General features: G+C 70.7%; 23 protein-coding genes. 11 read left to right on the forward strand and 12 right to left on the reverse strand.

Annotated elements, in window-relative coordinates; all coding sequences use genetic code 11:
• Positions 1–51: 51 nt before the first annotated feature.
• Entirely contained in the window at positions 52–879 is an 828-nt protein-coding gene (locus ALSL_RS12985; RefSeq protein ID WP_126539711.1) for a hypothetical protein, read from the forward strand.
• Positions 880–975: 96 nt separating this feature from the next.
• Entirely contained in the window at positions 976–1,797 is an 822-nt protein-coding gene (locus tag ALSL_RS12990; RefSeq protein ID WP_126539714.1) for a DUF481 domain-containing protein, read from the forward strand.
• A 172-nt stretch (positions 1,798–1,969) separates the two neighbouring features.
• Here ALSL_RS12990 and hemC read toward each other — a convergent pair whose 3' ends face one another.
• The 4 genes from hemC to ALSL_RS13010 all read right to left on the reverse strand — a co-directional run bounded on the left by hemC (position 1,970) and on the right by ALSL_RS13010 (position 5,431).
• A complete protein-coding gene (gene hemC, locus ALSL_RS12995; protein ID WP_126539716.1) occupies positions 1,970–2,887 on the reverse strand; it encodes a hydroxymethylbilane synthase in 918 nt (305 codons plus the stop codon).
• Positions 2,888–2,967: 80 nt separating this feature from the next.
• A complete protein-coding gene (locus tag ALSL_RS13000; protein WP_126539718.1) occupies positions 2,968–3,669 on the reverse strand; it encodes a LytR/AlgR family response regulator transcription factor in 702 nt (233 codons plus the stop codon).
• Positions 3,647–4,714: a sensor histidine kinase gene (locus ALSL_RS13005; RefSeq protein WP_126539720.1), complete on the reverse strand. Its 1,068-nt coding sequence runs from the start codon at positions 4,712–4,714 to the stop codon at positions 3,647–3,649. Before ALSL_RS13005 ends, ALSL_RS13000 begins: the two co-directional genes overlap by 23 nt.
• Before the next feature lie 51 nt (positions 4,715–4,765).
• On the reverse strand, positions 4,766–5,431 hold the full coding sequence (locus ALSL_RS13010; protein ID WP_126539722.1) for an alpha/beta hydrolase: 666 nt from the start codon (positions 5,429–5,431) through the stop codon (positions 4,766–4,768).
• Between the two features lie 106 nt (positions 5,432–5,537).
• Here ALSL_RS13010 and ALSL_RS13015 point away from each other — a divergent pair, with 106 nt between their 5' ends.
• On the forward strand, positions 5,538–7,967 hold the full coding sequence (locus ALSL_RS13015; RefSeq protein WP_425479020.1) for a S9 family peptidase: 2,430 nt from the start codon (positions 5,538–5,540) through the stop codon (positions 7,965–7,967).
• A gap of 12 nt (positions 7,968–7,979) precedes the next feature.
• Here the strand turns inward: ALSL_RS13015 and ALSL_RS13020 are convergent, their stop codons facing one another.
• The 6 genes from ALSL_RS13020 to ALSL_RS13045 are packed head-to-tail and all read right to left on the reverse strand — an operon-like array spanning position 7,980 to position 11,269.
• Positions 7,980–8,753 carry a sulfite exporter TauE/SafE family protein gene (locus tag ALSL_RS13020; RefSeq protein WP_126539726.1) on the reverse strand — a complete coding sequence of 258 codons (774 nt, stop codon included), beginning with the start codon at positions 8,751–8,753 and terminating at the stop codon, positions 7,980–7,982.
• 5 nt (positions 8,754–8,758) lie between these two features.
• Positions 8,759–9,088, reverse strand: a complete 330-nt coding sequence (locus tag ALSL_RS13025; protein ID WP_126539728.1) for an ArsR/SmtB family transcription factor — start codon at positions 9,086–9,088, stop codon at positions 8,759–8,761.
• A complete protein-coding gene (locus tag ALSL_RS13030; RefSeq protein ID WP_126539730.1) occupies positions 9,085–9,513 on the reverse strand; it encodes a protein tyrosine phosphatase family protein in 429 nt (142 codons plus the stop codon). Before ALSL_RS13030 ends, ALSL_RS13025 begins: the two co-directional genes overlap by 4 nt.
• A gap of 10 nt (positions 9,514–9,523) precedes the next feature.
• Complete coding sequence (locus tag ALSL_RS13035; protein WP_126539732.1) at positions 9,524–10,390, reverse strand: MBL fold metallo-hydrolase; 867 nt, start codon at positions 10,388–10,390, stop codon at positions 9,524–9,526.
• Positions 10,391–10,427: 37 nt separating this feature from the next.
• Positions 10,428–10,841, reverse strand: a complete 414-nt coding sequence (locus ALSL_RS13040; RefSeq protein ID WP_126539734.1) for a DUF6691 family protein — start codon at positions 10,839–10,841, stop codon at positions 10,428–10,430.
• Positions 10,838–11,269 (reverse strand): YeeE/YedE family protein, encoded by a 432-nt coding sequence (locus ALSL_RS13045; protein WP_126539736.1) that lies wholly within the window; start codon positions 11,267–11,269, stop codon positions 10,838–10,840. Before ALSL_RS13045 ends, ALSL_RS13040 begins: the two co-directional genes overlap by 4 nt.
• A 189-nt stretch (positions 11,270–11,458) precedes the next feature.
• Here ALSL_RS13045 and ALSL_RS13050 point away from each other — a divergent pair, with 189 nt between their 5' ends.
• The 4 genes from ALSL_RS13050 (at position 11,459) to ALSL_RS13065 (ending at position 16,410) form a co-directional block, all read left to right on the forward strand.
• Positions 11,459–11,917 (forward strand): MarR family winged helix-turn-helix transcriptional regulator, encoded by a 459-nt coding sequence (locus tag ALSL_RS13050; protein ID WP_126539738.1) that lies wholly within the window; start codon positions 11,459–11,461, stop codon positions 11,915–11,917.
• Positions 11,918–11,945: 28 nt separating this feature from the next.
• Positions 11,946–13,415: an efflux transporter outer membrane subunit gene (locus ALSL_RS13055; protein WP_126539740.1), complete on the forward strand. Its 1,470-nt coding sequence runs from the start codon at positions 11,946–11,948 to the stop codon at positions 13,413–13,415.
• A gap of 136 nt (positions 13,416–13,551) precedes the next feature.
• Positions 13,552–14,802 (forward strand): HlyD/EmrA/EmrK family protein, encoded by a 1,251-nt coding sequence (locus tag ALSL_RS13060; protein WP_126539742.1) that lies wholly within the window; start codon positions 13,552–13,554, stop codon positions 14,800–14,802.
• A gap of 84 nt (positions 14,803–14,886) precedes the next feature.
• A complete protein-coding gene (locus tag ALSL_RS13065; protein WP_126539745.1) occupies positions 14,887–16,410 on the forward strand; it encodes a DHA2 family efflux MFS transporter permease subunit in 1,524 nt (507 codons plus the stop codon).
• A 45-nt stretch (positions 16,411–16,455) separates the two neighbouring features.
• Here ALSL_RS13065 and ALSL_RS13070 read toward each other — a convergent pair whose 3' ends face one another.
• Positions 16,456–16,977, reverse strand: coding sequence for an acyloxyacyl hydrolase (locus ALSL_RS13070; protein ID WP_126539747.1), 522 nt, complete (start codon positions 16,975–16,977; stop codon positions 16,456–16,458).
• Between the two features lie 172 nt (positions 16,978–17,149).
• Between ALSL_RS13070 and grxD the strand changes: the two genes are divergently transcribed.
• Together grxD and ALSL_RS13080 are read left to right on the forward strand one after the other, a co-directional pair.
• Positions 17,150–18,067 (forward strand): Grx4 family monothiol glutaredoxin, encoded by a 918-nt coding sequence (gene grxD, locus ALSL_RS13075; RefSeq protein ID WP_126539749.1) that lies wholly within the window; start codon positions 17,150–17,152, stop codon positions 18,065–18,067.
• A gap of 50 nt (positions 18,068–18,117) precedes the next feature.
• The gene (locus ALSL_RS13080; protein ID WP_126539751.1) at positions 18,118–18,747 is read left to right on the forward strand and encodes a DUF4124 domain-containing protein; all 630 of its coding nucleotides are present in this window, start codon (positions 18,118–18,120) and stop codon (positions 18,745–18,747) included.
• 132 nt (positions 18,748–18,879) lie between these two features.
• Here ALSL_RS13080 and ALSL_RS13085 read toward each other — a convergent pair whose 3' ends face one another.
• On the reverse strand, positions 18,880–19,668 hold the full coding sequence (locus ALSL_RS13085; protein WP_126539753.1) for an SDR family oxidoreductase: 789 nt from the start codon (positions 19,666–19,668) through the stop codon (positions 18,880–18,882).
• A gap of 103 nt (positions 19,669–19,771) precedes the next feature.
• Here ALSL_RS13085 and ALSL_RS13090 point away from each other — a divergent pair, with 103 nt between their 5' ends.
• A complete protein-coding gene (locus tag ALSL_RS13090; RefSeq protein WP_126539755.1) occupies positions 19,772–19,984 on the forward strand; it encodes a hypothetical protein in 213 nt (70 codons plus the stop codon).
• Positions 19,981–21,036 carry an oxidoreductase gene (locus tag ALSL_RS13095; RefSeq protein WP_126539757.1) on the forward strand — a complete coding sequence of 352 codons (1,056 nt, stop codon included), beginning with the start codon at positions 19,981–19,983 and terminating at the stop codon, positions 21,034–21,036. Before ALSL_RS13090 ends, ALSL_RS13095 begins: the two co-directional genes overlap by 4 nt.
• The last annotated feature ends 7 nt before the right edge of the window (positions 21,037–21,043 follow it).

Below are 21,043 nucleotides of genomic sequence, written 5' to 3' on the forward strand. Positions count from 1 at the left end.
GCGGGCCCGGGTATCCCCGCCCCGAGCCCGCGATAGGAAAAAGGTCGCCACATGCCAAAACCCGATTCCCATGCCGCGGATGCGGCACTCCCGCGGCCGGGCGATGCCTGGCTGCCCATTCTGCTGCATCAGCTGGAACTGGCCGGTTTCGGCCTGTGGATGCTGCTGGGCGCGGCGCTGACATTGGGGCTCTATCGCCATGGCCGCAGCGAGGTGCTGGTGCCGCTCGCGCTGGCGAGCATCTTCGTCGGCGCCGGCCTCATCGCCGCCCTGCTGCGCCTGCCGGGCGTGGGCCGCTGGCATGACTGGCGCCCCGGCCGCGACCACTGGCCGGGCGGCGAGGCACTGCTCGCCCTGGCGAGCTTCCTGCCGGCGCTGGCGGTGGCGGGACTGGCGCGTGGCGACAATGCGTTCTGGGCCACCCGCCTGGCCGGCGCCGCACTGGCCTTGTGCAGCCTGGCCCAACTGGCCAGGGTCGCGCTCGGGCCGCGCCAGCACAGCGCACGTGCGTTCGGCAGTGTCATCGCGGCCAGCTACAGCGGCGGCCTGTGGCTGTGCCTGTGCCTCACCGCGCAGGACGCCGCCATCCATCCCGCCGGCTCGCACCCCTGGCTGATGGCGCTGATCCTGCTCGCGCTGCTGCTCGGCTTCACCGAAGGCGTGCGCTGGCAGGCGTTGCGCGGGACCTCCGCCGGGGCGCGACCGCTGCGCTTCGTCGCCGCGACACTGACCTATGCCCTGCCCTGTGCCGCGCTGCTCGTTGCCGACCGCCGCGACGGCTCGGTGCTGGTGGTGGCGCTGGCCGCGCTCAGCGCGCTGCTCGGCCTCACCCTGGAGCGGCGACTCTACGTGCGCAGCCTGGGCGCCCTGCCGGCCTGACCGCTCGCACCGGCCTTCGGCGCATGGCCGGATTCACTGCAAGTTCAAGGCGACCCCTTATGGTTGCCGCGCCCAGACGATCAGGAAGCCTTTCGCATGAACCCTCGCTTGCCCGTTTTGCTCCTTCTTGCCGGCCTCGGCACCGCCCTCCATGCGCAGGATGCCGGCACCGGCGAAACCGCCGGTGACGCCGCCGCCCACGGCGGCTGGACCGGCTCGGGCGAGTTCGGTTTCGCCGCCGCGCGCGGCAATTCGCACACCGAAAATGCCAACGCCAAGCTGACCCTCGGCCAGGAAAACGCCTACTGGCGCAACAACTTCTTCCTCAACGGGCTGCGTTCCAAGGGCGACGTGGAAGTGCAGGACGCCGCCGGCAACACCGTCGACAGGTTCAGCACCACCGCCAACCGCTACGATGCCGGCGCCTCGGTCGGCTACAAGCTCGACCCGCGCAGCTACGTGGTCACCGCCGCGCGCTACGAACACGACGACTTCGGCGCCAACCTGTGGCAGGGCGTGGTGTCCGTGGGCTACGGCTACATCGCGCTCAAGAGCGGCACGACGGAACTGTCCTTCGAAATCGGCCCCGGCTACAAGCGCTATCGGCCGGCCGACCTCACCGAGGAGGTGAATGGCGTCACCGTCAAGCAGCACCAGTCCAGCCAGGGCGAGGGCGTGGCGCGCGGGCTGGTCAACCTCCGCCACCGCCTGAGCGCGAACACCACGGTGGAGGAGACCCTGCTCGCCGAAGCGGGCTCGGACAACCAGTACTACCAGAACGATCTCAGCCTGTCGGTCAGCATGACCCGGCAAATGGCGCTCAAGCTCGGCTACCAGGTGCGCTACAACAGCGACGTCCTGCCCGGGGTGAGACACACCGACACGCTCACCACCACCAACCTGGTCTACAACTTCTGACCGACGGGCGGCCCACCTTGCCCGCGCCTTGGCGTTGTTTGGACGCCTAGACGTTTGGACATCCAAACGGCCCAAACAGCAAGGCTTGCCTTCCATCGCGGCCGCGGACCCTTGCCAGCCAAAGGTGGCCAGACCCTCGCCGTTTTGCGGCGAAAACCAGCCCGCGAAGTGCTCAGTCGCGCAGGCCGAGCAGTTCTCCGGCACCCTGCGCCAGCAGGCGGGCGGCGACGTCGCGACCGAGCGCCGCGGCGTCGCTGCCGCCGGCCTCGGCGCGCAGCAGGCGGCCGCTGTGCGCATCGCCCACCATCCCGGTCAGATGCAGGCCGCGCTCGGTGCGCACGCACCAGGCCGCCACCGGCACCGTGCAGCTGCCGCCGAGGGCCTGGTTCATCGCCCGCTCGGCGCCCACCGTGGCACGGGTCTCGGCATCGTCCAGCGCGGCGAGCAGGGCCAGGATCTGCGGCTGTCCGGCGCGGGCCTCGATGGCGATCGCCGCCTGTCCGGGCGCCGGCAGCCAGTCGGGTGCGGCGAGCCGGCTACGGATGCGCGCGGCCAGGCCCAGGCGCTCCAGGCCGGCGCAGGCGAGCACGATGGCGTCGTAGTGGCCGGCGTCGAGCTTGGCCAGCCGGGTGCCGACGTTGCCGCGCAGGTCGAGGAGGGTGAGATCCGGCCGCAGCGCGCGCAACTGCGCCTGCCGGCGCAGCGAGGAGGTGCCCACGCGTGCGCCGGGCGGCAATTCGGCGAGATCGGCATAGCGATGGCTGACGAAGGCGTCGGCGGCGTCGGCCCGCGGCAGGATCGCCGGCAGCACGAAGCCGGGCTCGAGCTCGGCCGGCACGTCCTTGAGCGAATGCACGGCCAGCTCGGCGCGTCCCTGCGCCATCGCCACCTCCAGCTCCTTGAGGAACAAACCCTTGCCGCCCACGCTGGCGAGCGGACGATCCAGGATCTCGTCGCCGCGGGTGGAGAGCGGCACCAGCTCGACCGCAAGATGCGGATGCGCCGCGCGCAGGCGGGCGGCGACGTGCTCGGCCTGCCACAGCGCGAGCGCGCTCTTGCGGGTGGCGATACGCAGGGAGGCGGGGGTCATGGCGGGGCGTTCTTTTCGGGAAGGCGCAAAGGCCATTGTCGCGTATCGCGGCGGAAGCGACAGCTCGCGCTGGGCGTTTTTCAGCCCATGCGCAACAGCCGCCGCAGCGCCGGCAGGTTGCGGCGACTGACTTCGGGGCTGAACTCGGTGCCGGCCAGGCGGGCGAGCACGCGTCCGTCGGGCAGACTGCGCAGGCCGATCAGCCGCGCCGCCGGCACCAGGCAGTTGCGATGCAGGCGCAGCAGCGTGGGGTGGGCCTCCTCCAGCTGACGCAGCGATTCCTCCAGCAGCACCTCGCCGCCCTCGTGGCGGACGCGCACGTATTTTTCCTCGGCGAGCAGCCACAGCACCGCGTTCAAGGGAATGCGCAGACGCTCGCCGCGCACGCGCGCATGCAGGTAGACCACCGGCGCCGCCGGGGCGGCGTCGAGCCGGGCCTGCGCGCGGCGCAGGGCTTCGCGCAGGCGTTCCAGCCGCACCGGCTTCAACAGGTAGTCGACCGCGCCGAGTTCGAAGGCGGCGATGGCATGGTGCTCATAGGCGGTGGTGAACACCACCAGCGGATGCCCTCTGTCGGCCAGCCGCGCGGCAAGGGCGGTACCGCCCAGCCCGGGCATTTCGATGTCGAGCAGCAGCAGGTCGGGGGCGAGCGCGGCCATCGCCTCGAGGGCGGCCTCGCCGTCGTCCACGCTGCCGACCACCGTGCAGCCGGCGCATGCGCCGAGCAGGGCGGCCAGGCGGCCGCGCGCCAGCGGTTCGTCATCGACGATCAGCACGCGCATGAGTAGTCTCCCCGGCAGCGAGCGGCAGGGACAGGCGCACCACGAAACGCCCCGCCTCGGCCACGGCCTCGACCCGCGCGCTCGCGCCGTAATGGAAGGCCACGCGCTGGCGCACGCTGGCCAGGCCATGGCCGGTGCCGGCCGACGGCGCGGATTCCGGCCGCGGGTTGGTGACCTCGATCACGTATGCCGTGCCTTCGCGCCAGCCGCGCAGGCCGACCTCGCCGCCGCTGCGCAAGGGCTGGATGCCGTGGCGCACGGCGTTTTCCACCAGCGGCTGCAGCAGGAGGCACGGCAGCGGCGCCGCCGCCGGCAGGGCGGCGAACTCGCGCCGCACCCGCAGGCGCGGGCCCAGACGCAGCTGCTCGATGGCGAGGTAGCGGTCGATGAGCGCCAGCTCCTCGCCCAGGGTGCCTTCCCCCGCCGCGTCGGCGCCGAGCGCGGCGCGGAACAGCTCGGCCAGGTCCTCCACCGTGCGCTCGGCGGCGTCGGGGTCGGTGCGTACCAGCGCGGCCACCGTGTTCATGCTGTTGAACAGGAAATGCGGGCGGATGCGTGCCTGCAGTGCGGCGACCTGCGCATGCGCCACCGCGCGCAGGCGCTCCTGCCATTGCGCGAGCAGAAAAAAGTACCGCAGCAGCGCCGCGCCGAGCAGGGCGGCGAGCAGGGCATCGTCGCGCACGAAGGCGGCGGCATCGACGATGAAACCCAGGGCCAGCGCGTGATCGAGCCAAGCGGCAACCGCACTCGCCAGCACAGTGATCGCCACCATCGCCAGCCAGATGCCGGCATAGGGCCAGCGTCCCGGCCAGCGGCGCAGCCAGGGCGAGAGCTTGCACAGGCCGACCAGCAGCAGCACCGTCAGCCAGGCGACGAAGGCCATGGCCACCGACAGCGCTCGCCAGCTGCGCGTGCCCGCCGGGGCCAGCCACATCACCAGCACCGTCAGCACACCGACCACACCCAGCGCGACCAGCGCCGGCAGGCCGCAGAAATCCGGCAGCGGGCTGGAAGCGGCGGAGGGGCGATCGGTGCGGCGCGACATGCGGCGAGTATGCCGCAGCCGCGACGCCAGGCCGCGGGCCCGGCAGGCCCTTCAGCGCAGGCGCGAACCCAGCCAGGCGCGCAGGTCGGCGATCTCCTGCGGACACACCGCATGACCCATCGGATAGACGTGCCAGTCGACGCGATAGCCGAGCGCGAGCAGCGCATCGCGCGAGGCACTGCCCAGCGCCAGCGGCACCACCGGGTCGGCCTGACCGTGGGCCTGGAAGATCGGCACCGCGGCATTGGCCGCGCTGCGTTCGGCGGCCAGGCTGCCGGCCAGCGGCAGATAGGTGGACAGCGCGATGATGCCGGCCAGCGGCTCGTCCAGCCGCAGGCCACCGGCGAGCGCGATCGCGCCGCCCTGCGAGAAGCCGGCGAGCACGATCCGTCCCGGCGCCACGCCGCGTGCCTGCTCGCGCGCGATCAGCGCCCGGACCGCGGCGATGGAGGCGCGGATGCCGGCCTCGTCCTCCTGGCTGGCGATGTCGAGCCCCTTGATGTCGTACCAGGCGCGCATCGCCATGCCGCCATTGACCGTCACCGGCCGCACCGGCGCGTGCGGAAACACGAAGCGCAAGGCCGGCCAGCCGGGCGCGACGAGTTCGGGCACGATCGGCGCGAAATCGTGGCCATCGGCACCCAGGCCGTGCAGCCAGATCACGCTCCAGCGGGGGTTGGCGGCGGTTTCGTGTTCGACGGCGGGCAGGGTGTCCATGCGGTTAGCGCGGTGACCAGGTGGCGGGGCAACCATCCTAGCAAGCGTACGGACGAGGGCCCGCTATGCTGGGCCATTCATTCCACCGGAGCCGCCGATGCGCCGCCTGCGCCGCCTTTTACTCGTCCTCCTCGCCACTCTGGCCGGCGCCTTCGCCGGGCACGCGCAGGACACCGCCGCGCCACCCGACCTCGCCCAGGTGATGGCCGACCCGGACTGGATCGGCCAGGCGGTGGAAGCGCCCTACTGGAGCGCCGATGGACACCAGCTGTACTACCGCCTGAAGCGCGAGGGCAGCGCGATCCGCGACCTCTATCGCGTCGATCCCGCCCGCGGCGGCGGGGTGCGGCTGGATGCGGCGCAGCGCGCCCAGGCCGACGGGCCGCCGGTGTTCGACCGCGCGCACCGCCTCGCCGCCTTCGTGCGTCACGGCGACGTGGTGTTGCGCCGGCTGGCCGATGCCCGCAGCGTGGAGGTGACCCGCGGCGCCCAGGCCGCCGGCGCCTTGCGCTTTGCCGCCGACGGCTCGGCGCTGTATTACCGGCTGGGCATGGACTGGTACCGCTACGACCTCGCCGCCGGCGTGAGCGGGCCGGCCGCCGTGCTCAAGTTCGAGGACGATCCGGACGCCCCGCCGCGCGACGATCTGGCCCGCGACCAGCTGCGCCTTTTCGACACCCTGCGCCGGCAGCGTCACGAACGCGAGGCGCGCCGCGCCGAGGAGGACGCCGAGCGTGCCGTCGATCCCAGCCGGGCGCCGGCGCCGATCTATCTCGGCAAGGCGGTCAAGGTGGTCGGCAGCGAGCTTTCGCCGGACGGCCGCTGGCTGGCCCTGGTCACCGAACCGAAGGACTATGCCGCCGGGCGCGCGCCGCTCGTCACCCAGTACGTCACGCCTTCGGGCTATGCCGAGACGCGGGAGGCGCGGGTCTACGTCGGCCGCAACGATCCGGCGCCGCAATCGCTGCTGCTCGTCGACCTGCGCGAGCGCAAGCCTTATCCGGTGAGCGTGGAGACGCTGCCCGGCATCGCGGAGGATCCGCTCGCCGAGCTGCGCGCCAAGGCCATCGCCGCCGCCCGCGCCGCCGGCGACGAGGCCCGCGCCAAGGCACTCGCCGCACCGGCCACGCGGCCGTTGCGCATCGTCTTCGATGCCGAGGATGGCGACGGCGCCGGCCTGCGCTGGAACGAGGACGGCAGCCGGCTCGCCGTGATGCTGCGCGCGAACGACCACAAGGACCGCTGGATCGCCGAGGTGGATCTCGCCCGGCACGCGCTGGTGCCGCAGCACCGCCTGCACGACGCGGCCTGGATCGGCTGGGATTTCAACGATTTCGGCTGGCTCAAGGACGGCCGCACGCTGTGGTACCTGTCCGAGGAAAGCGGCTGGTCGCAGCTCTACGTCAAGCCGCTGGACGGCGAGGCGAGGGCGCTGACCGCCGGCCGCTTCGAGGTGAGCCACCCCGCGCTGTCCGCGGACGGCCGCTGGTTCTATCTGCGCGCCAACCGGACCGCGCCCTACAGCTACGACCTCTACCGCGTACCGAGCGGCGGCGGCGAGCTGGCCCGGCTCACCACCTATCAGGGTCTGGATGATTTCGTGCTTGCGCCCGATGGCACGCAAGTGGCCGTGCTGCACTCATCGCCCTACGTGCTGCCGCAGCTCGCCGTGGTGCCCGCCGCGGGCGGCGCGCCGCGTGAACTGACCCAGACGATGAAGCCCGCCTTCACCGCGCAGGCGTGGATCGCGCCGACGATCGTGCAGGTGCCTTCCTCGCATGGCGCGGGCACGATCCACGCCAAGTACTACGGCCCGGCCACGGAAGGCTCGACCTCGAGGCCCGCGGTGATCTTCGTGCACGGCGCAGGCTACCTGCAGAACGTCACCCTCTCCTGGCCCACCTATTTCCGCGAGCAGATGTTCCACAACCTGCTGGTGCGGCAGGGCTACGTGGTGCTGGACATGGACTATCGCGCCTCGGCCGGCTACGGCCGCGCCTGGCGCACCGCCATCTACCGGCAGATGGGCCACCCGGAACTGGAGGATCTCCTGGACGGCAAGGCCTGGCTGGTGCGGGAACACCACGTCGATCCGCAACGGGTGGGCATCTACGGCGGCAGCTATGGGGGTTTCATGACCGAGATGGCGCTGTTGCGCGCGCCGGGTGCCTTCGCCGCTGGCGCCGCGCTGCGGCCGGTCAGCGACTGGCGGCTGTACAACCACGAGTACACCTCGGCCATCCTCAACGATCCGCAGCTGGATCCGGAGGCCTACGCGACGAGTTCGCCGATCGAATACGCCGAGCGCCTGGCCGACCCGCTGCTGATCGCCCACGGCCTCATCGACGACAACGTGCTGGCGGCCGATTCGGTGCGGCTCTACCAGCGTTTCGTCGAGCTGCACAAGAAAAACTTCTGGATCTCGCTCTACCCCTTGGAGCGCCACGGCTTCCAGCAGCCGGATGCCTGGTACGACGAATACCGGCGCATCGACGAGCTGTTCGATGCCTTTGTCAAACGTCGCGGCATGCCTTGAGCGGCCATCCACTCAACGACCGGACGCGGCGCGTGCAAGCATGTACAGCGCCACCATGACGATCACCGCGGCGAAGACCATCTGCAACGCGCCGCGGCGACGCCCTAGTCTCGTCGCCGCGGCGGCGCCCAGCCAGCCGCCGGCCACGCCGCCGGCGATGAAGGCGGCGGCGAGCGGCCAGTCGATCAAGCCGGACAAGGCGTAGTTGATCGCCGCGGTGAGGCCGAAGGCACCGACCGCGAACAGCGAGGTGCCGATCGCGTGCAGGATGTCCATGCCGCCCGCCAGCATCAGGCCGGGCACGATCAGAAAACCGCCGCCGATGCCGAAAAAGCCGGCCAGCATGCCGGCGACGAGGCCCGTGCCGAGCAGGCGCGGCCCGCTCCAGGGCAAGGGATAGCGGTCGACCCCGTCGCCACGGCGGCCGCGCAGCATGAATCCGGCCACCACCAGCATCAGCAGGGCGAACAAGGCGAGCAGGCGTCGACCGTCGACTGCCTTGCCCAGCGTCGAACCGAGCCAGGCGCCGCACACGCCGGCCAGCGCGAAGGTCGCCGCCGCGCGCCAGTACACGTGGCCGAGCCGCGCATGCGGCAACAGATTGGCAAACGCATTGAGCGACACCGCCAGCGCGCTGGTGCCGATCGCCCGGTGCGGATCGCGCACGCCGACCACGTACAGCAGCAGCGGCACGGCGAGGATCGATCCGCCGCCGCCGACCAGCGCCAGCGCAAAGCCGACCACCACGCCACAACCACCCGCGCGCAGGGCGAGCCAGGCATTCATGAATGTCACGGCTCGGCCTCCTCGGGCATCGTTGCGCAGAATTGCTCATAAAGGGTCTGCATCAAGGCCTGCACGCGCGGATCGCGGATGCGATAGAGCACCGACTGCGCCGCGCGCCGGCCGCTGACCAGGCCCTCGCGCCGCAGCAAGGCCAGATGCTGGGACACCGTGCTCTGGCCCATCTGGAGGGCCTGGGCCAGCTCGCCGACCGCGCGCTCGCCCTGGGTCAGCTGGCACAGGACGAGCAGACGGCCGGGGTGCCCCAGCGCCTTGAGCACGGCGACGGCCTCGCCGGCCTGCGCCGCCATGCGCTCGGGGTCCAGCGGCGGCTTCATCGCTGGCGTTCCGCCTCGGCCAAGCGCGGGGCCAGGGCACTTAAGTCATAGCCGGCGGCCTTCGCCTGCGCGAGCACCGCCTGCGCACCGAGCCGGCGGGCCATGCCCAAGGCCCACAGCGTGGTGCTGCGGGTGCCGGTGCGGCAGAACGCCAGCACGGGCGCGGGCAACTCGTCGAGCAGCTTCATGAAGGCCTCCACCTCGGCATCCTGCACCTGGCCGGACACCACCGGCAGATGCCGATAGGCAAGCCCGGCCGCGGCGGCGGCCTGCGCCAATGCCGCGCTCGTCGGCTGATCGGGCTCCTCGCCGTCAGGTCGGTTGTTGATCACGCTGCGAAAGCCGCGCGCGGCGAGCACGGGCAGGTCTTCCGGGCGCAGCTGGGGGGAAACGCTCAAGTTGTCGGTCAGCGGATGGATGTCCATTGGTCAGTCCTCACAAGACGTCCAGGGGAATTTTGAGATAGCTCACGCCATTGCTTTCCGGCGGCGGCTTGTGGCCGGCGCGCATGTTGATCTGCACCGAGGGCAGGATCAGCTCGGGCATGCTCAAGGTGGCGTCGCGCGCGCGGCGCATGGCGACGAACTCGGCCTCGCTCACGCCCTCGTGCACGTGCACGTTGTGCCTTCGCTCCTCGCCCACCGTGGTCTGGCAGGCGTAATGGTCGCGCCCCGGCGCCTTGTAGTCGTGGCACATGAAAAGCCGCGTGGCCTCGGGCAGCGTGAAGATGCGCTGGATCGAGCGGTACAGCGCCGCCGCATCGCCGCCGGGGAAGTCGCAACGGGCGGTGCCATAGTCGGGCATGAACAGGGTGTCGCCGACGAAGGCGGCGTCGCCGATCACGTGCGTCATGCAGGCCGGGGTATGACCGGGGGTGTGCATGGCGAAGGCCTCGATGTTTCCCACCCGATAGCGTTCGCCATCGCTGAACAGGTGATCGAACTGGCGGCCGTCACGGGCGAACTCCGGCCCGGCGTTGAAGAGCTCGCCGAACGTGCGCTGCACCGTGCGCACGTGCTCGCCGATGCCGATCCGGCCGCCGAGCTGCTCGCGCAGATACGGGGCGGCGGTCAGGTGATCGGCATGCACGTGGGTGTCGATCACCCACTCCACGGTCAGGCCATGCTCGCGCACCCAGGCAACGATGGCGTCGGCACTGGCGTGGCTGGTGCGCCCGGCAGCGGGGTCATAGTCGAGCACGCCGTCGATGATCGCGGCGCGGCCGGTCTGCGGATCGATGACGACATGGCTGAAGGTCGAGCTGCGGGCATGGAAGAACGATTGGACTTCGGGACGGGACATGGCAGATCTCCGCGGAATGATCAAAAGACGACGCCCATCAACGACCGAGCAGACGGTCGGTCAGCCACCAGCCGGCCAGCATCGTCGCCAGCCAGACCCACAGCGCAGGGCCACCGACGACGAGCGCCGCCAGCGCGGGACCCGGGCAATAACCGGCGATGCCCCAGCCGATGCCGAACAGCGCCGCGCCCGCGAGCAGCTGCGCATCGATGCGGCGGGCGGCCGGCTGCCGGAAGGTCGCCTCGCACCAGGGGCGTTGGCGGCGCCAGGCCAGGCGATAGGTCAGCGCGGCCGTCGGCACCGCCGCGGCCATCAGGAAGGCCAGCTGCGGTTGCCAATGACCGGCGACATCCAGGAAACCGAGGACCACCGTCGGCCGGGTCATGCCGCCGATGCTCAAGCCCAACCCGAACAGCGCACCGGCGAGGAAGGCCATGGCCAGCTTCTTCATGACGGCCACCCGGCGACGTGCCGTAGCACGGCCACGGTGGCCATGCCGCAGGCGATGAAGACCAGCGTGGCCGCGAGCGAACGCGGCGAAAGCCGGGCCAACCCGCAAACCCCGTGCCCGCTGGTGCACCCGTTGGCCAGCCGCGTACCGATGCCGACCAGGGCGCCGGCCAGGGCCATCCACGGCAGCCCCGCCAGTGGCGGATCGATACCGGACGGCCCGCCGGCCAGCACGCGCAACCAGGGCCCGGCGACGAGCCCGAGCACGAAAGCCACGCGCCAGGCCCGATCGCCGGCCGCCGCGCTCAGCAGTCCGCCGGTGATGCCGCTGATGCCGGCGATGCGGCCCAGGCCCGCCATCAGCAAGCCGGCGGCGGCGCCGATCAGCACGCCGCCCAGCAGTGCGTCAACGATGTCGTAAGTATGCATATTTGAATATCCAAATGTTTGTTGGATCATAGCGTATGACGCCCCGGTCCAGTCAACCGGGGTGGCACTGGCACCGGAAAAGAGCGCTCCACCGCGTTTTTCTGCGTCGCATCAAGCTTGCCGCCGCAAAAAAATCAAGGCCAATATTTGCCTTGACAATTATTGTCGCCGCCGTAGAATGCGCGCCCCATGACTACGGAAACTTCACACCAGCCGCCTACCCAGGAAAGCCTGGGTGTGTTGCTCGGGCTGGTGCGTGCCGAGCTGGTGCGCGCCCTGGAGGCTGAACTGGCCGCCCTTGGGCTGGACCTGCGCTTCACCCAGTTCCTGATCCTCAAGCGGCTGGGCGCCATGGGGCCGACCACCGCCTCGGAACTGGCCCGCGCGGTGGAACTCGACGGCGGCGCCATGACCCGCCAGCTCGACCAGCTGGAGGCCAAGGGCTACCTGCGCCGCACCCCGCACGCGCAGGACCGCCGCGCGCTGCGCATCGAACTCACCCCGGCCGGCGAAGCGCTGCGCCAGCAACTGGCCGGTTGCAACGAACGGGTGCTCGCCGCGGCGCAGCGCTCGCTCGATGCGACCGAGCGCGCGCGGCTGTTCGACTACCTGCAGCGCGTCCTGCATGCGCTGCGCGACAAGCATTGAACCCTTTCATCCCAAGGCTCTGATGGCCATGCGTCTGCAACGTTTCGCGGTGGCGACCGCTTCGACCCTGATGCTGGCGGCATGCGTCGGCACCGGCGGCCTGCATCCCACGGGCAAAGCGCTCGATCCGGCCTCGCTCGAGGCCAAGCGCAGTCTGGCCGGACTCACGCCCGCCGCCTGGCCGACCACCGACTGGTGGACCGGCCTGGCCGATCCCCAGCTCGATGCACTGATCGCCGAAGCCCTGGCCGACAACCCCGACCTGGCGGTCGCCGATGCCCGCGCCCGCCAGGCCGAGGCGCAGGCCGCCTCGGCCGATGCCGACCGCGGCCCCGAGGTGGACGCCGGCGGCAGCGTCAGCGGTGCGCGCATCCCCACCACGGTGCTGCCCGCCGAGGCCGGCGGCGGCCATTTCAAGGCTTCCAAATACGCCTATGCGCGATTCAGCTGGGGGCTGGACCTGTGGGGCGGCCAGCGCGCGGCGTGGGAAGCGGCGCTGGGCCGTGCCCGTGCCGCCGAGATCGAGGCACGCGCCGCGCGTATCGAGACTTCCGCCAATGTCGCCCGCGCCTACGTGCAACTGGGCTATGCCTTCGCCCAGCACGACGTCGCCCAAGCCGAGCTCGACCGCGCCCGGCAGGCCCGCCAGCTGACCGAGCAGCGCGTCCGCGCCGGGCTGGACAACCAGATGCAGCTCAAGCAGGCCGACAGCGAGGTCGCCGCCGCCGAGCAGCAGCTCGCGCTGGCCGAGCGCACCATCGACGCGGCGCGTTCGGCGCTGTCGGTGTTGCTCGGCAAGGGCCCCGACCGCGGCCTGGACCTGGCCCGGCCGCGGCCCCTGCAACCGGCCGCGCTGGCGGTGCCTACGGATCTTCCGGTCGGTCTGATCGGCCACCGCCCCGATCTGGTCGCCGCCCGCTGGCGGGTGGAGGCGGCGGCGCGCGACATCGACTGGGCCAAGGCGCAATTCATGCCCGACGTCAGCCTGAGCGCCCTCGCCGGACTGGTGTCGATGGGCGGCACCAACCTGCTGCAGATGCCGGCGCGCTTCTACGAGGCCGGCCCGGCGATCAGCCTGCCGATCTTCGACAGCGGCCGCCGTCGCGCCGATCTGGCCAGCATGGATGCGCAGTACGACCTGGCCGTGGCGCAGTACAACCAGACCCTGGTTGGCGCGCTCAACCAGGTCGCCGACGACGTCGATGCGCTGCAGTCGCTGAGCAAGCAGATCGCCGCGCAGCAGCGCGCGCTGGATGCCGCCCGGCAGGCCTGGACGCTGGCCGAGCAGCGCTATCGCGCCGGCGTCGGCAGCTATCTCGAGGCGCTGGTGGTGCGCCAGCAGCTCCTGGTCGCCGAGCAGCGCATGGCTGCGCTCGAGGCGCAGCAGCTCGACCAGTCGGTGTTGCTGGTGCAGGCGCTGGGTGGCGGCTACCAGCCGCAATCACCGGCGCCGGGCACGCCGAACGCCGAGTCGGTCTCCTCCGTGGCGCAGCCGTGAAATGCATTCCCTGAAGGTTTTTGAAGCGGAAAACCCGGCGTCTCCGCAAAACCGGCCGCGCAGGCCGCGTACGGCAAGCCCGTGCGGAAACGTCGCTGTCCAACATTTTTCATAAAAGTCCCAAGGCATCCGTCCCATGTCCACTCCAGCCCCCGCCGCGGCCACGCCGGCCGCCACGCCCCCCAAGAGCCGCCGCGGCTTGTTGCTGCGCCTGCTCGCCATCGTCGTGCTCCTGGCCCTGATCGGCTGGGTGCTGTGGTACTTCCTCGACGGCCGCTGGTACGAGGAGACCGACGACGCCTATGTCGGCGGCAACATCGTGCAGGTGACGCCGCAGATCGCCGGCACGGTGACCCGCATCGTCGCCGACGACGGCGACCGCGTGCATGCCGGCGACACCCTGGTCCTGCTCGACGCCAGCGATACCGAGGTGGCCCTGGGCGAGGCCGAGGCGGCCCTGGCCGGCACGGTGCGACGGGTGCGCGGCCTGTATTCCACCGCCTCCGGTGCCGCGGCCGAGGTCGCCGCCCGCCAGGTCGCGGTGGAGAAGGCCCGCGCCGATTTCGAACGCCGCCGCGACCTGGCCAAGTCTGGCGCCATCTCCGGCGAGGAACTGGCCCACACCCGCGACGAACTCACCGCCGCCGAGAACGCCCTGATCGCCGCCAAGCAGCAATACACCACCAGCAAGGTGCTGATCGACGACACCGTGGTCGGCTCGCACCCGGACGTGCGCTCGGCCGCGGCGCGGGTGCGTGCGGCCTATCTCGACCGCCAGCGCGCCACCGTGGTCGCGCCGGTGGACGGCTACGTCGCCCGGCGCAGCGTGCAGCTCGGCCAGCGCGTGGCGCCGGGGCAGGCGCTGATGGCGGTGGTGCCGCTGCACGAGGTGTGGGTGGATGCCAATTTCAAGGAAACCCAGCTCACCCACATGCGCATCGGCCAGCCGGTCGAGGTGACTGCCGACCTCTACGGCGGCGACGTGGTCTACAAGGCCCGGATCGAGAGTCTGGGCGTGGGCACCGGCAGCGCCTTTTCGCTGTTGCCGGCGCAGAACGCCACCGGCAACTGGATCAAGATCGTGCAGCGCGTGCCGGTGCGTGTGACCTTCACCGATCCCAGGCAGCTGGACGAACACCCGCTGCGCATCGGCCTGTCGACAGTGACCCGGGTCAGCCTGCATGACCGCAGCGGTCCCCTGCTGTCCGCCCAGCCGCCGGCCCAGCCGCGCTACGACACCGAGGTCTATGCCCGTGAGCTGGCCGAAGCCGACGCCCTGATCGCACGGATCATCCACGCCAACATGGCCGGCAACGCACGCGACGACGACACGCAGCCGGCGCCCGACGACCCGAACCCCGGCCGGCACAAGGCCAAGGCCGGCTAAGGCCGCGCAAGGCGCCCTTTCCTCCCACGCCGGCACCGCCGGCGCTGGCCGGGCCTGGCGCCCGGCCAGTCATCACGAGCAGCCATGAGCACGAGTTTCCGTCCACCGAATCTGGCGCTGACCACGATCGGTCTGTCGCTGGCGACCTTCATGCAGGTGCTGGACACCACCATCGCCAACGTGTCGCTGCCGACCATCGCCGGCAATCTCGGCGTGAGCGTGAACCAGAGCACCTGGGTGATCACCTCCTTCGCGGTGAGCAACGCGATCGCGCTGCCGCTGACCGGCTTCCTCACCCGTCGCTTCGGCGAGGTCAAGCTGTTCGTGTGGGCGACCATGCTGTTCTCGCTGGCATCCTTCCTGTGCGGCGTCGCGCAGAGCATGAATCTGCTGATCGGCTTCCGCGCGCTGCAGGGCGCGGTGGCCGGGCCGATGTACCCGATCACCCAGGCCCTGCTGATCTCGGTCTATCCGCCTTCGCGGCGCGCGATGGCGCTGTCGCTGCTGTCGATGGTCACCGTGGTCGCGCCGATCGCCGGCCCCATCCTCGGTGGCTGGATCACCGACAACTATTCTTGGCCGTGGATCTTCTTCATCAACGTGCCGATCGGCATTTTCGCCAGCACGGTGGTGGCCAACCAGATGCGTGGCCGCGCCGATCCGACCTCACGGCCGCGGATGGACTACGTCGGCCTGATCACGCTGATCGTCGGCGTGGGCGCGCTGCAGATCGTGCTCGACAAGGGCAACGACGAGGACTGGTTCAACTCGCACTTCATCGTGGTGACCACGATCGTCGCCGCGATCGGCCTGGCGATCTTCCTGATCTGGGAGCTCACCGACGAACACCCGATCGTGGACTTGAAGCTGTTCCGCCACCACAACTTCCGCTACGGCACGCTGGCACTGGTGCTGTCCTACGCCTCGTTCTTCTCGATCGGCCTGCTGGTGCCGCAGTGGCTGCAGCGCAACTTGGGCTACACCTCGACCTGGGCCGGCCTGGCGGCGGCGCCGATCGGCGTGATGCCGGTGCTGCTCACCTTCATGGTCGGCAAATACGCCATGCGCATGGACCTGCGCCTGCTCGCGTCGGCCGCCTTCCTGGTGATGAGCCTGACGTGTTTCATGCGCTCGGATTTCTATCTCGACATCGACTTCAAGCACGTCGCCCTGGTGCAGCTGTTCCAGGGCCTGGGCGTGGCGTTGTTCTTCATGCCGGTGATCACCATCCTGCTGTCGGATCTGCAGAACAACGAAATCGCCGCCGGCAGCGGCCTGGCCACCTTCCTACGCACGCTGGCGGCGAGTTTCTCCGCCTCGCTCACCACCTACATGTGGGAACGCCGCGCGGTGGTGCACCATGCGCAGCTCACCGAGCACATCAGCCCGTACGACCCCATCGCCAACGACTGGGTGCAGCAGCTCGGCGGCGGCGAAAAGGCCTATGCCTCGATCAACCAGATGATCACCCAGCAGGGATACCAGATCTCGTTCAACGAGGTGTTCCACGTGCTCGGCTGGATCTTCCTCAGCCTGATCCTGGTGATCTGGCTGACCCGGCCGCCGTTCGGCGCCAAGGGCGGCGCCGAAGCCAGCGGCGGCCATTGAGGCCGACATGGCCGCCCGCATGCCACGCGGGCGGCGCGAGTTTTTTTAGAACGCGAAAGTCACCCCGACCAGCCCCATCGTCTCGCCGCGGTTGGGGCCGCTCAGGCTGCCGTTGGAAATGTGCCGGATCGCGGCCATGAAATGGCTGGCCTGCCAACCGAGAGTGCTGACGAACTGGTAATGGCTGGAAAGGGCCATGGTCGTGTGGTTGGTGCCGGCGACCTGGAAACTGAAGAAGAACGGCCGGTACCAGTCGTGCTCATCGCCGTAGCTGAAGCGCGCGCCGGCGGCGAGCAGCGCCACCGAGGAACGGGTGCCGTATTTGTCGTCGCGATACTTGGCGATGTCGCGGCCGTCGATCCAGCCGGCCGTGATGTCCGGGGCCCAGCTGAAGCGCTGGCCGAGCGCGTGTTCGGGAAACACCGCCTCGACGAACGCGGCATTGGTGCCGTGCGAATCCATGTAGCTGCGAGCGCCTTCGATCGTGACCTGAGTGGTCGCGGCGGCCGGCATGCTGGCGGCGAGCAGGCCAAGGGCCCCGAGCCTGCGCAGAAGCGATGAAGTCATGAGGAAAACCCTTATCAGCGGTGGGGAAAAAACGGCCGGAGCTTAGCGCCGGCGACGTGGAGAGTTCATCATAGCCCGCAAGCCCGCCCACTTAAGTCCCCGCGCCCTTGAATACGGCCCTGGCGGGGGCATATCGCAAGCGATCCTTCGGTCTTTTTTTGGAGTTTTTTGCATGTCCCTCGACGAGGCCACCCGCGAACGCATCCGCTCCCTGCTCGAAACCCACCGTGTCGTGCTGTTCATGAAAGGCACGCGCCAGCAGCCGATGTGCGGCTTCTCCGCCGCCGTGGTGCAGGTGCTCGACGAGGTGCTGCCCGACTACCACACGGTGAACGTGCTCGAGGACCCGGCCTTGCGCGAAGGCATCAAGCGCTACGGCGACTGGCCGACCATCCCGCAGCTCTACGTGGAGGGCGAACTCGTCGGCGGCGCCGACATCGTGCGCCAGCTCTATGCCAGCGGCGAGCTGCACGCCCTGTTCGGGCTGGCGCCGCCGGACCGCACGCCGCCGACCATCACCATCACCGACCGCGCCGCCCAGGCCATCCGCGAAGGTACGCGCGAGGCCGATGGCATGGCGCTGCATCTGTCCATCGACACCAACCGTCAGGCCCGCTTCGAGCTCGCCCCGGCCGGCGAGTACGACATCGTCACGGTGAGCAACGGCATCGAGGTGCATCTGGATCCGGGCAGCGCGCGGCGGGCGCAGGGCATCGTCATCGACTGGGTCTCCACGCTCGGCGGCGAGGGCCTGTCGCTGAGTTTCCCCGGGGCGCTGCGCTCGCTCGACGTGCAGGAATTGGCCCGTCGCCTGGCGGAGGGCGGGCTCACCCTGATCGACGTGCGGCCCGCCGAAGGCCGCGCGCAGGCCGCACCGCTGCCGCAGGCTCGCGTGCTGGAAGAGGAAGGCTACGCCGCGCTCGCCGGCCTGCCCAAGGACACCCCGCTCGCCTTCATCTGTCACCACGGCATCTCCAGCCGCGCCGTGGCCGAACGCTTCGTCGCCCACGGCTTCAGCGAGGTCTACAACGTCGAAGGCGGCATGGACGCCTGGGCGCGGGAGATCGATCCGTCGGTGCCTCGCTACTGAAAAGGCGGGGCCGCGTCGTGGCTGCACCGCGATCGCGCCGAAGCGGATGGTTGCCGGCCTGGTGCCTGCTGATCGCCGCCACACCGCCCGCGGCGACCACGGTCTATCAATGCACCGATGCCGCCGGCGCGGTGAGCTACCAGGATGTCCCCTGCCCGCCGTCGGCGCGCTCGAAACGGCTGTCCTTGCCGGACGCGGGCCCTTCCAGCGCCTTGCCTGCACCGGCGACGGACACGCCGCTCGCCCGGCCCGCACCTTCGCCGGCGCCGGCCGCCGCGGAACCGCCGCCACCCCTGCTGGCGCTGTTCCGCTGCGTACGCGCCACCGACGGCGGAACCTACCTCAGCCAGAACGGACAGCCGGCGCCCTACCAGGCACCGCTCGGCATGCTCGGCCGCTTCGGCGCCCCGCTCTCTCAAGTCTACGGGCCCGACCACGGCGCCGCCGGCATGTCGGCGCCCGAAGCCAACCGCGGCCGGGTCACCGCCGCGCTGGTCGCCAATTACTACGTCTGGGTGCAGGACCGCTGCGAAGCCTTGAGCCCGGCCGAAACCTGCGCGGCCCTCGCGGACGCCTACGCCGAGGTGGAGCGCAAGCTGCAGCGCGCCTTCGACAGCCAGAAGCCGCCGCTCGAGGCGCGCGAGCGCACCTTGCTCGAACAGCTGCGCGCCTGCCGCTAAAGCCTGCGCAAGACTTGCGCAAATCAAGGCAAGCGCGCGCCACCCTTGGGGAAATCCGACCTTTCCACAGGCTTGCCACCAGCCTTTCCCCAGTCGCTGTGGACAACTGTCCGCGCTCGTCCGCTTTAAGGCTTAGAACCCCAGCGCCAGGAAGCCGCCGTCCACCGCCAGCACCTGGCCGGTGACGTAGGCGGCCGCCGGCAGGCACAGGAAGGCGATCGCCGCGGCCACTTCCTCCGGCTCGCCGATGCGCTTGAGCGGCGTGCGCTCGAGCACTTCCTCCCGATAGTCGGCGTCGGCCAACGCCAGTGCCGAGCGCCGGGTGCGGATGTACCAGGGCGCCACCGCGTTGACGCGGATGCCGTCGGCTGCCCATTCCACCGCCAGGTTGCGGGTGAGCTGGTGCAGCGCGGCCTTGCTCATGCCGTAGGCCGCGCCGGTGCGCACGTGGGTGATGCCGGACACCGAGCCAACGTTGACGATCGCCGCGCCGCCGTGCGTGGCCAGAAAGGGATGGGCCAGCCGGCACATCTCGAAGGCGGCGAAGGTGTTGAGCTCGAAGATCGCGCGCAGCTCTTCCGGGGCGTAGTCCAGCGCGGCGCGGGGCTGGTTGCCGCCGGCATTGTTGACCAGGATCGAGGGCGAGAAGCCGAGGTCGGTGATCCAGTCGAACACCGCCAGGCGATCCTCCGCCTCGACGAGATCGGCGGCCAGGGCGAGCACTTCGATGGCCGGAAACGCCTCGGCGAGCTCCTGGCGCGTGGTCTCCAGCCCGGCGGCGTCGCGGGCGACCAGCAAGAGATCCGCGCCGAAGCCGGCCAGCTCGCGGGCGGCGGCGCGGCCGATGCCGTGGCTGGCACCGGTGACGAGCGCGGTGCGGCCGGTAAGCCGCCAGGCATCGGAAAGGTGGGCCAAGGCCATGCCCTCGAGGCTTGAGTCTCAAGCCTGCATCATAGCCTTGCCAGGACGCTTGTCCTGCACCGCGATACCGGGCGACACTCGCAGCTTGCACACTGCCGCCGCGATGAAAGCCGCCCTTCTGCCCTTCGGATGGCTCCTGCTCGGCGCCTGCACCGGCAAACCGCCGGCACCGCAGGCGCAGCCGGCCGTCCCGGCCAGCACCCGCCCGCCCTGGGCGGCGCTACGGGCCGACGAGCAGCGCGCCCGCGCCGTCCGCCAGACCCTGGAGCACCAGCAGGCGGCCGAGCGCCAGCGCATCGACGAGGACACCCCATGAACACGCCATCTTGCCCCGTACGCACCGGCCTGATCGGCTACGGCACCGCCGGCCGCTACTTCCATGCGCCGCTGATCCAGGCCGAGCCGCGGCTTGCGCTGGTCGCGGTGGCGAGCAGCCGCCGCGAGGAGATCGCCCGCGACCTGCCCGGTGTCGCGGCCGTGGCCGAGCCCGAGGCGCTGATCGACGATCCGGCGATCGCGCTGGTGGTGATCGCCAGCCCCAACGCCAGCCATTTTCCGCTGGCCAGGCGTGCGCTCGAGGCCGGCAAGCACGTGGTGGTGGACAAGCCGATCACCGTGCAGGTGGCCGAGGCCGACGCGCTGATCGCCCTGGCCAGACGGCAGGAGCGGCTCCTCAGCGTGTTCCAGAACCGGCGCTGGGACAGCGGTTTTCTCACCCTGCGCGCCCTGCTCGAGGAAGACCGGCTGGGCGAAGTGATGCGCTACGAGGCGCGCTTCGACCGTTTCCGCCCGCAGCCCAAGAGCGGCTGGCGCGAGGCGCCGCAAGCGCCCGGCGCTGGGGTGCTGTATGACCTCGGCGCGCATCTGATCGACCAGGCGCTGCTCCTGTTCGGCCGGCCCGAGGCGGTGAGCGCCGACGTGTTCGTGCAGCGCGCGCAGGCCCAGGTGCCCGATGCTTTCGAGCTCGACCTGTATTACGGCCGTCGCCGGGTGCTGCTCGGCGTCTCCTCGCTGATCGCCGGACCCGGTCCGCAACTGGCCGTGCACGGCGAGCGCGCCAGCTTCCTGCGCGACGGCCTGGACGGTCAGGAGGCCGCGCTGCGCGCCGGCCGCCGCCCCGGCATGCCCGGCTGGGGCGAGGAACCGCCCGCGCATCGCGCGCGGCTGATCGACGGCGACGGCCGCGAAACGCCGCTGGTCAACGCGCGCGGCAGCTACGAGAGCTACTACCGCGGCATCGCCGCGGCGTTGCTCGACGGCGCGCCGCCGCCGGTGCGCGCCGAGCAGGCCCGCGACGCGCTCGCTCTGATCGAGCTTGCCCAGCGCAGCGCCGCCGAAGGCCGCCGCCTGCGCTGGGCGGCCGACTGAACCGCCG

The organism is Aerosticca soli (assembly GCF_003967035.1).
Classification (GTDB): Bacteria; Pseudomonadota; Gammaproteobacteria; order Xanthomonadales; family Rhodanobacteraceae; genus Aerosticca; species Aerosticca soli.

Excerpts from the sequence above, each read along its gene's own strand:
- ALSL_RS12985 (WP_126539711.1), top strand. The coding sequence starts at position 52 with ATGCCAAAACCCGATTCCCATGCCGCGGATGCGGCACTCCCGCGGCCG.
- ALSL_RS12990 (WP_126539714.1), top strand. The coding sequence starts at position 976 with ATGAACCCTCGCTTGCCCGTTTTGCTCCTTCTTGCCGGCCTCGGCACC.
- hemC (WP_126539716.1), bottom strand. The coding sequence starts at position 2,887 with ATGACCCCCGCCTCCCTGCGTATCGCCACCCGCAAGAGCGCGCTCGCG.
- ALSL_RS13000 (WP_126539718.1), bottom strand. The coding sequence starts at position 3,669 with ATGCGCGTGCTGATCGTCGATGACGAACCGCTGGCGCGCGGCCGCCTG.
- ALSL_RS13005 (WP_126539720.1), bottom strand. The coding sequence starts at position 4,714 with ATGTCGCGCCGCACCGATCGCCCCTCCGCCGCTTCCAGCCCGCTGCCG.
- ALSL_RS13010 (WP_126539722.1), bottom strand. The coding sequence starts at position 5,431 with ATGGACACCCTGCCCGCCGTCGAACACGAAACCGCCGCCAACCCCCGC.
- ALSL_RS13020 (WP_126539726.1), bottom strand. The coding sequence starts at position 8,753 with ATGAATGCCTGGCTCGCCCTGCGCGCGGGTGGTTGTGGCGTGGTGGTC.
- ALSL_RS13025 (WP_126539728.1), bottom strand. The coding sequence starts at position 9,088 with ATGAAGCCGCCGCTGGACCCCGAGCGCATGGCGGCGCAGGCCGGCGAG.
- ALSL_RS13030 (WP_126539730.1), bottom strand. The coding sequence starts at position 9,513 with ATGGACATCCATCCGCTGACCGACAACTTGAGCGTTTCCCCCCAGCTG.
- ALSL_RS13035 (WP_126539732.1), bottom strand. The coding sequence starts at position 10,390 with ATGTCCCGTCCCGAAGTCCAATCGTTCTTCCATGCCCGCAGCTCGACC.
- ALSL_RS13040 (WP_126539734.1), bottom strand. The coding sequence starts at position 10,841 with ATGAAGAAGCTGGCCATGGCCTTCCTCGCCGGTGCGCTGTTCGGGTTG.
- ALSL_RS13045 (WP_126539736.1), bottom strand. The coding sequence starts at position 11,269 with ATGCATACTTACGACATCGTTGACGCACTGCTGGGCGGCGTGCTGATC.
- ALSL_RS13050 (WP_126539738.1), top strand. The coding sequence starts at position 11,459 with ATGACTACGGAAACTTCACACCAGCCGCCTACCCAGGAAAGCCTGGGT.
- ALSL_RS13055 (WP_126539740.1), top strand. The coding sequence starts at position 11,946 with ATGCGTCTGCAACGTTTCGCGGTGGCGACCGCTTCGACCCTGATGCTG.
- ALSL_RS13060 (WP_126539742.1), top strand. The coding sequence starts at position 13,552 with ATGTCCACTCCAGCCCCCGCCGCGGCCACGCCGGCCGCCACGCCCCCC.
- ALSL_RS13065 (WP_126539745.1), top strand. The coding sequence starts at position 14,887 with ATGAGCACGAGTTTCCGTCCACCGAATCTGGCGCTGACCACGATCGGT.
- ALSL_RS13070 (WP_126539747.1), bottom strand. The coding sequence starts at position 16,977 with ATGACTTCATCGCTTCTGCGCAGGCTCGGGGCCCTTGGCCTGCTCGCC.
- grxD (WP_126539749.1), top strand. The coding sequence starts at position 17,150 with ATGTCCCTCGACGAGGCCACCCGCGAACGCATCCGCTCCCTGCTCGAA.
- ALSL_RS13085 (WP_126539753.1), bottom strand. The coding sequence starts at position 19,668 with ATGGCCTTGGCCCACCTTTCCGATGCCTGGCGGCTTACCGGCCGCACC.
- ALSL_RS13090 (WP_126539755.1), top strand. The coding sequence starts at position 19,772 with ATGAAAGCCGCCCTTCTGCCCTTCGGATGGCTCCTGCTCGGCGCCTGC.
- ALSL_RS13095 (WP_126539757.1), top strand. The coding sequence starts at position 19,981 with ATGAACACGCCATCTTGCCCCGTACGCACCGGCCTGATCGGCTACGGC.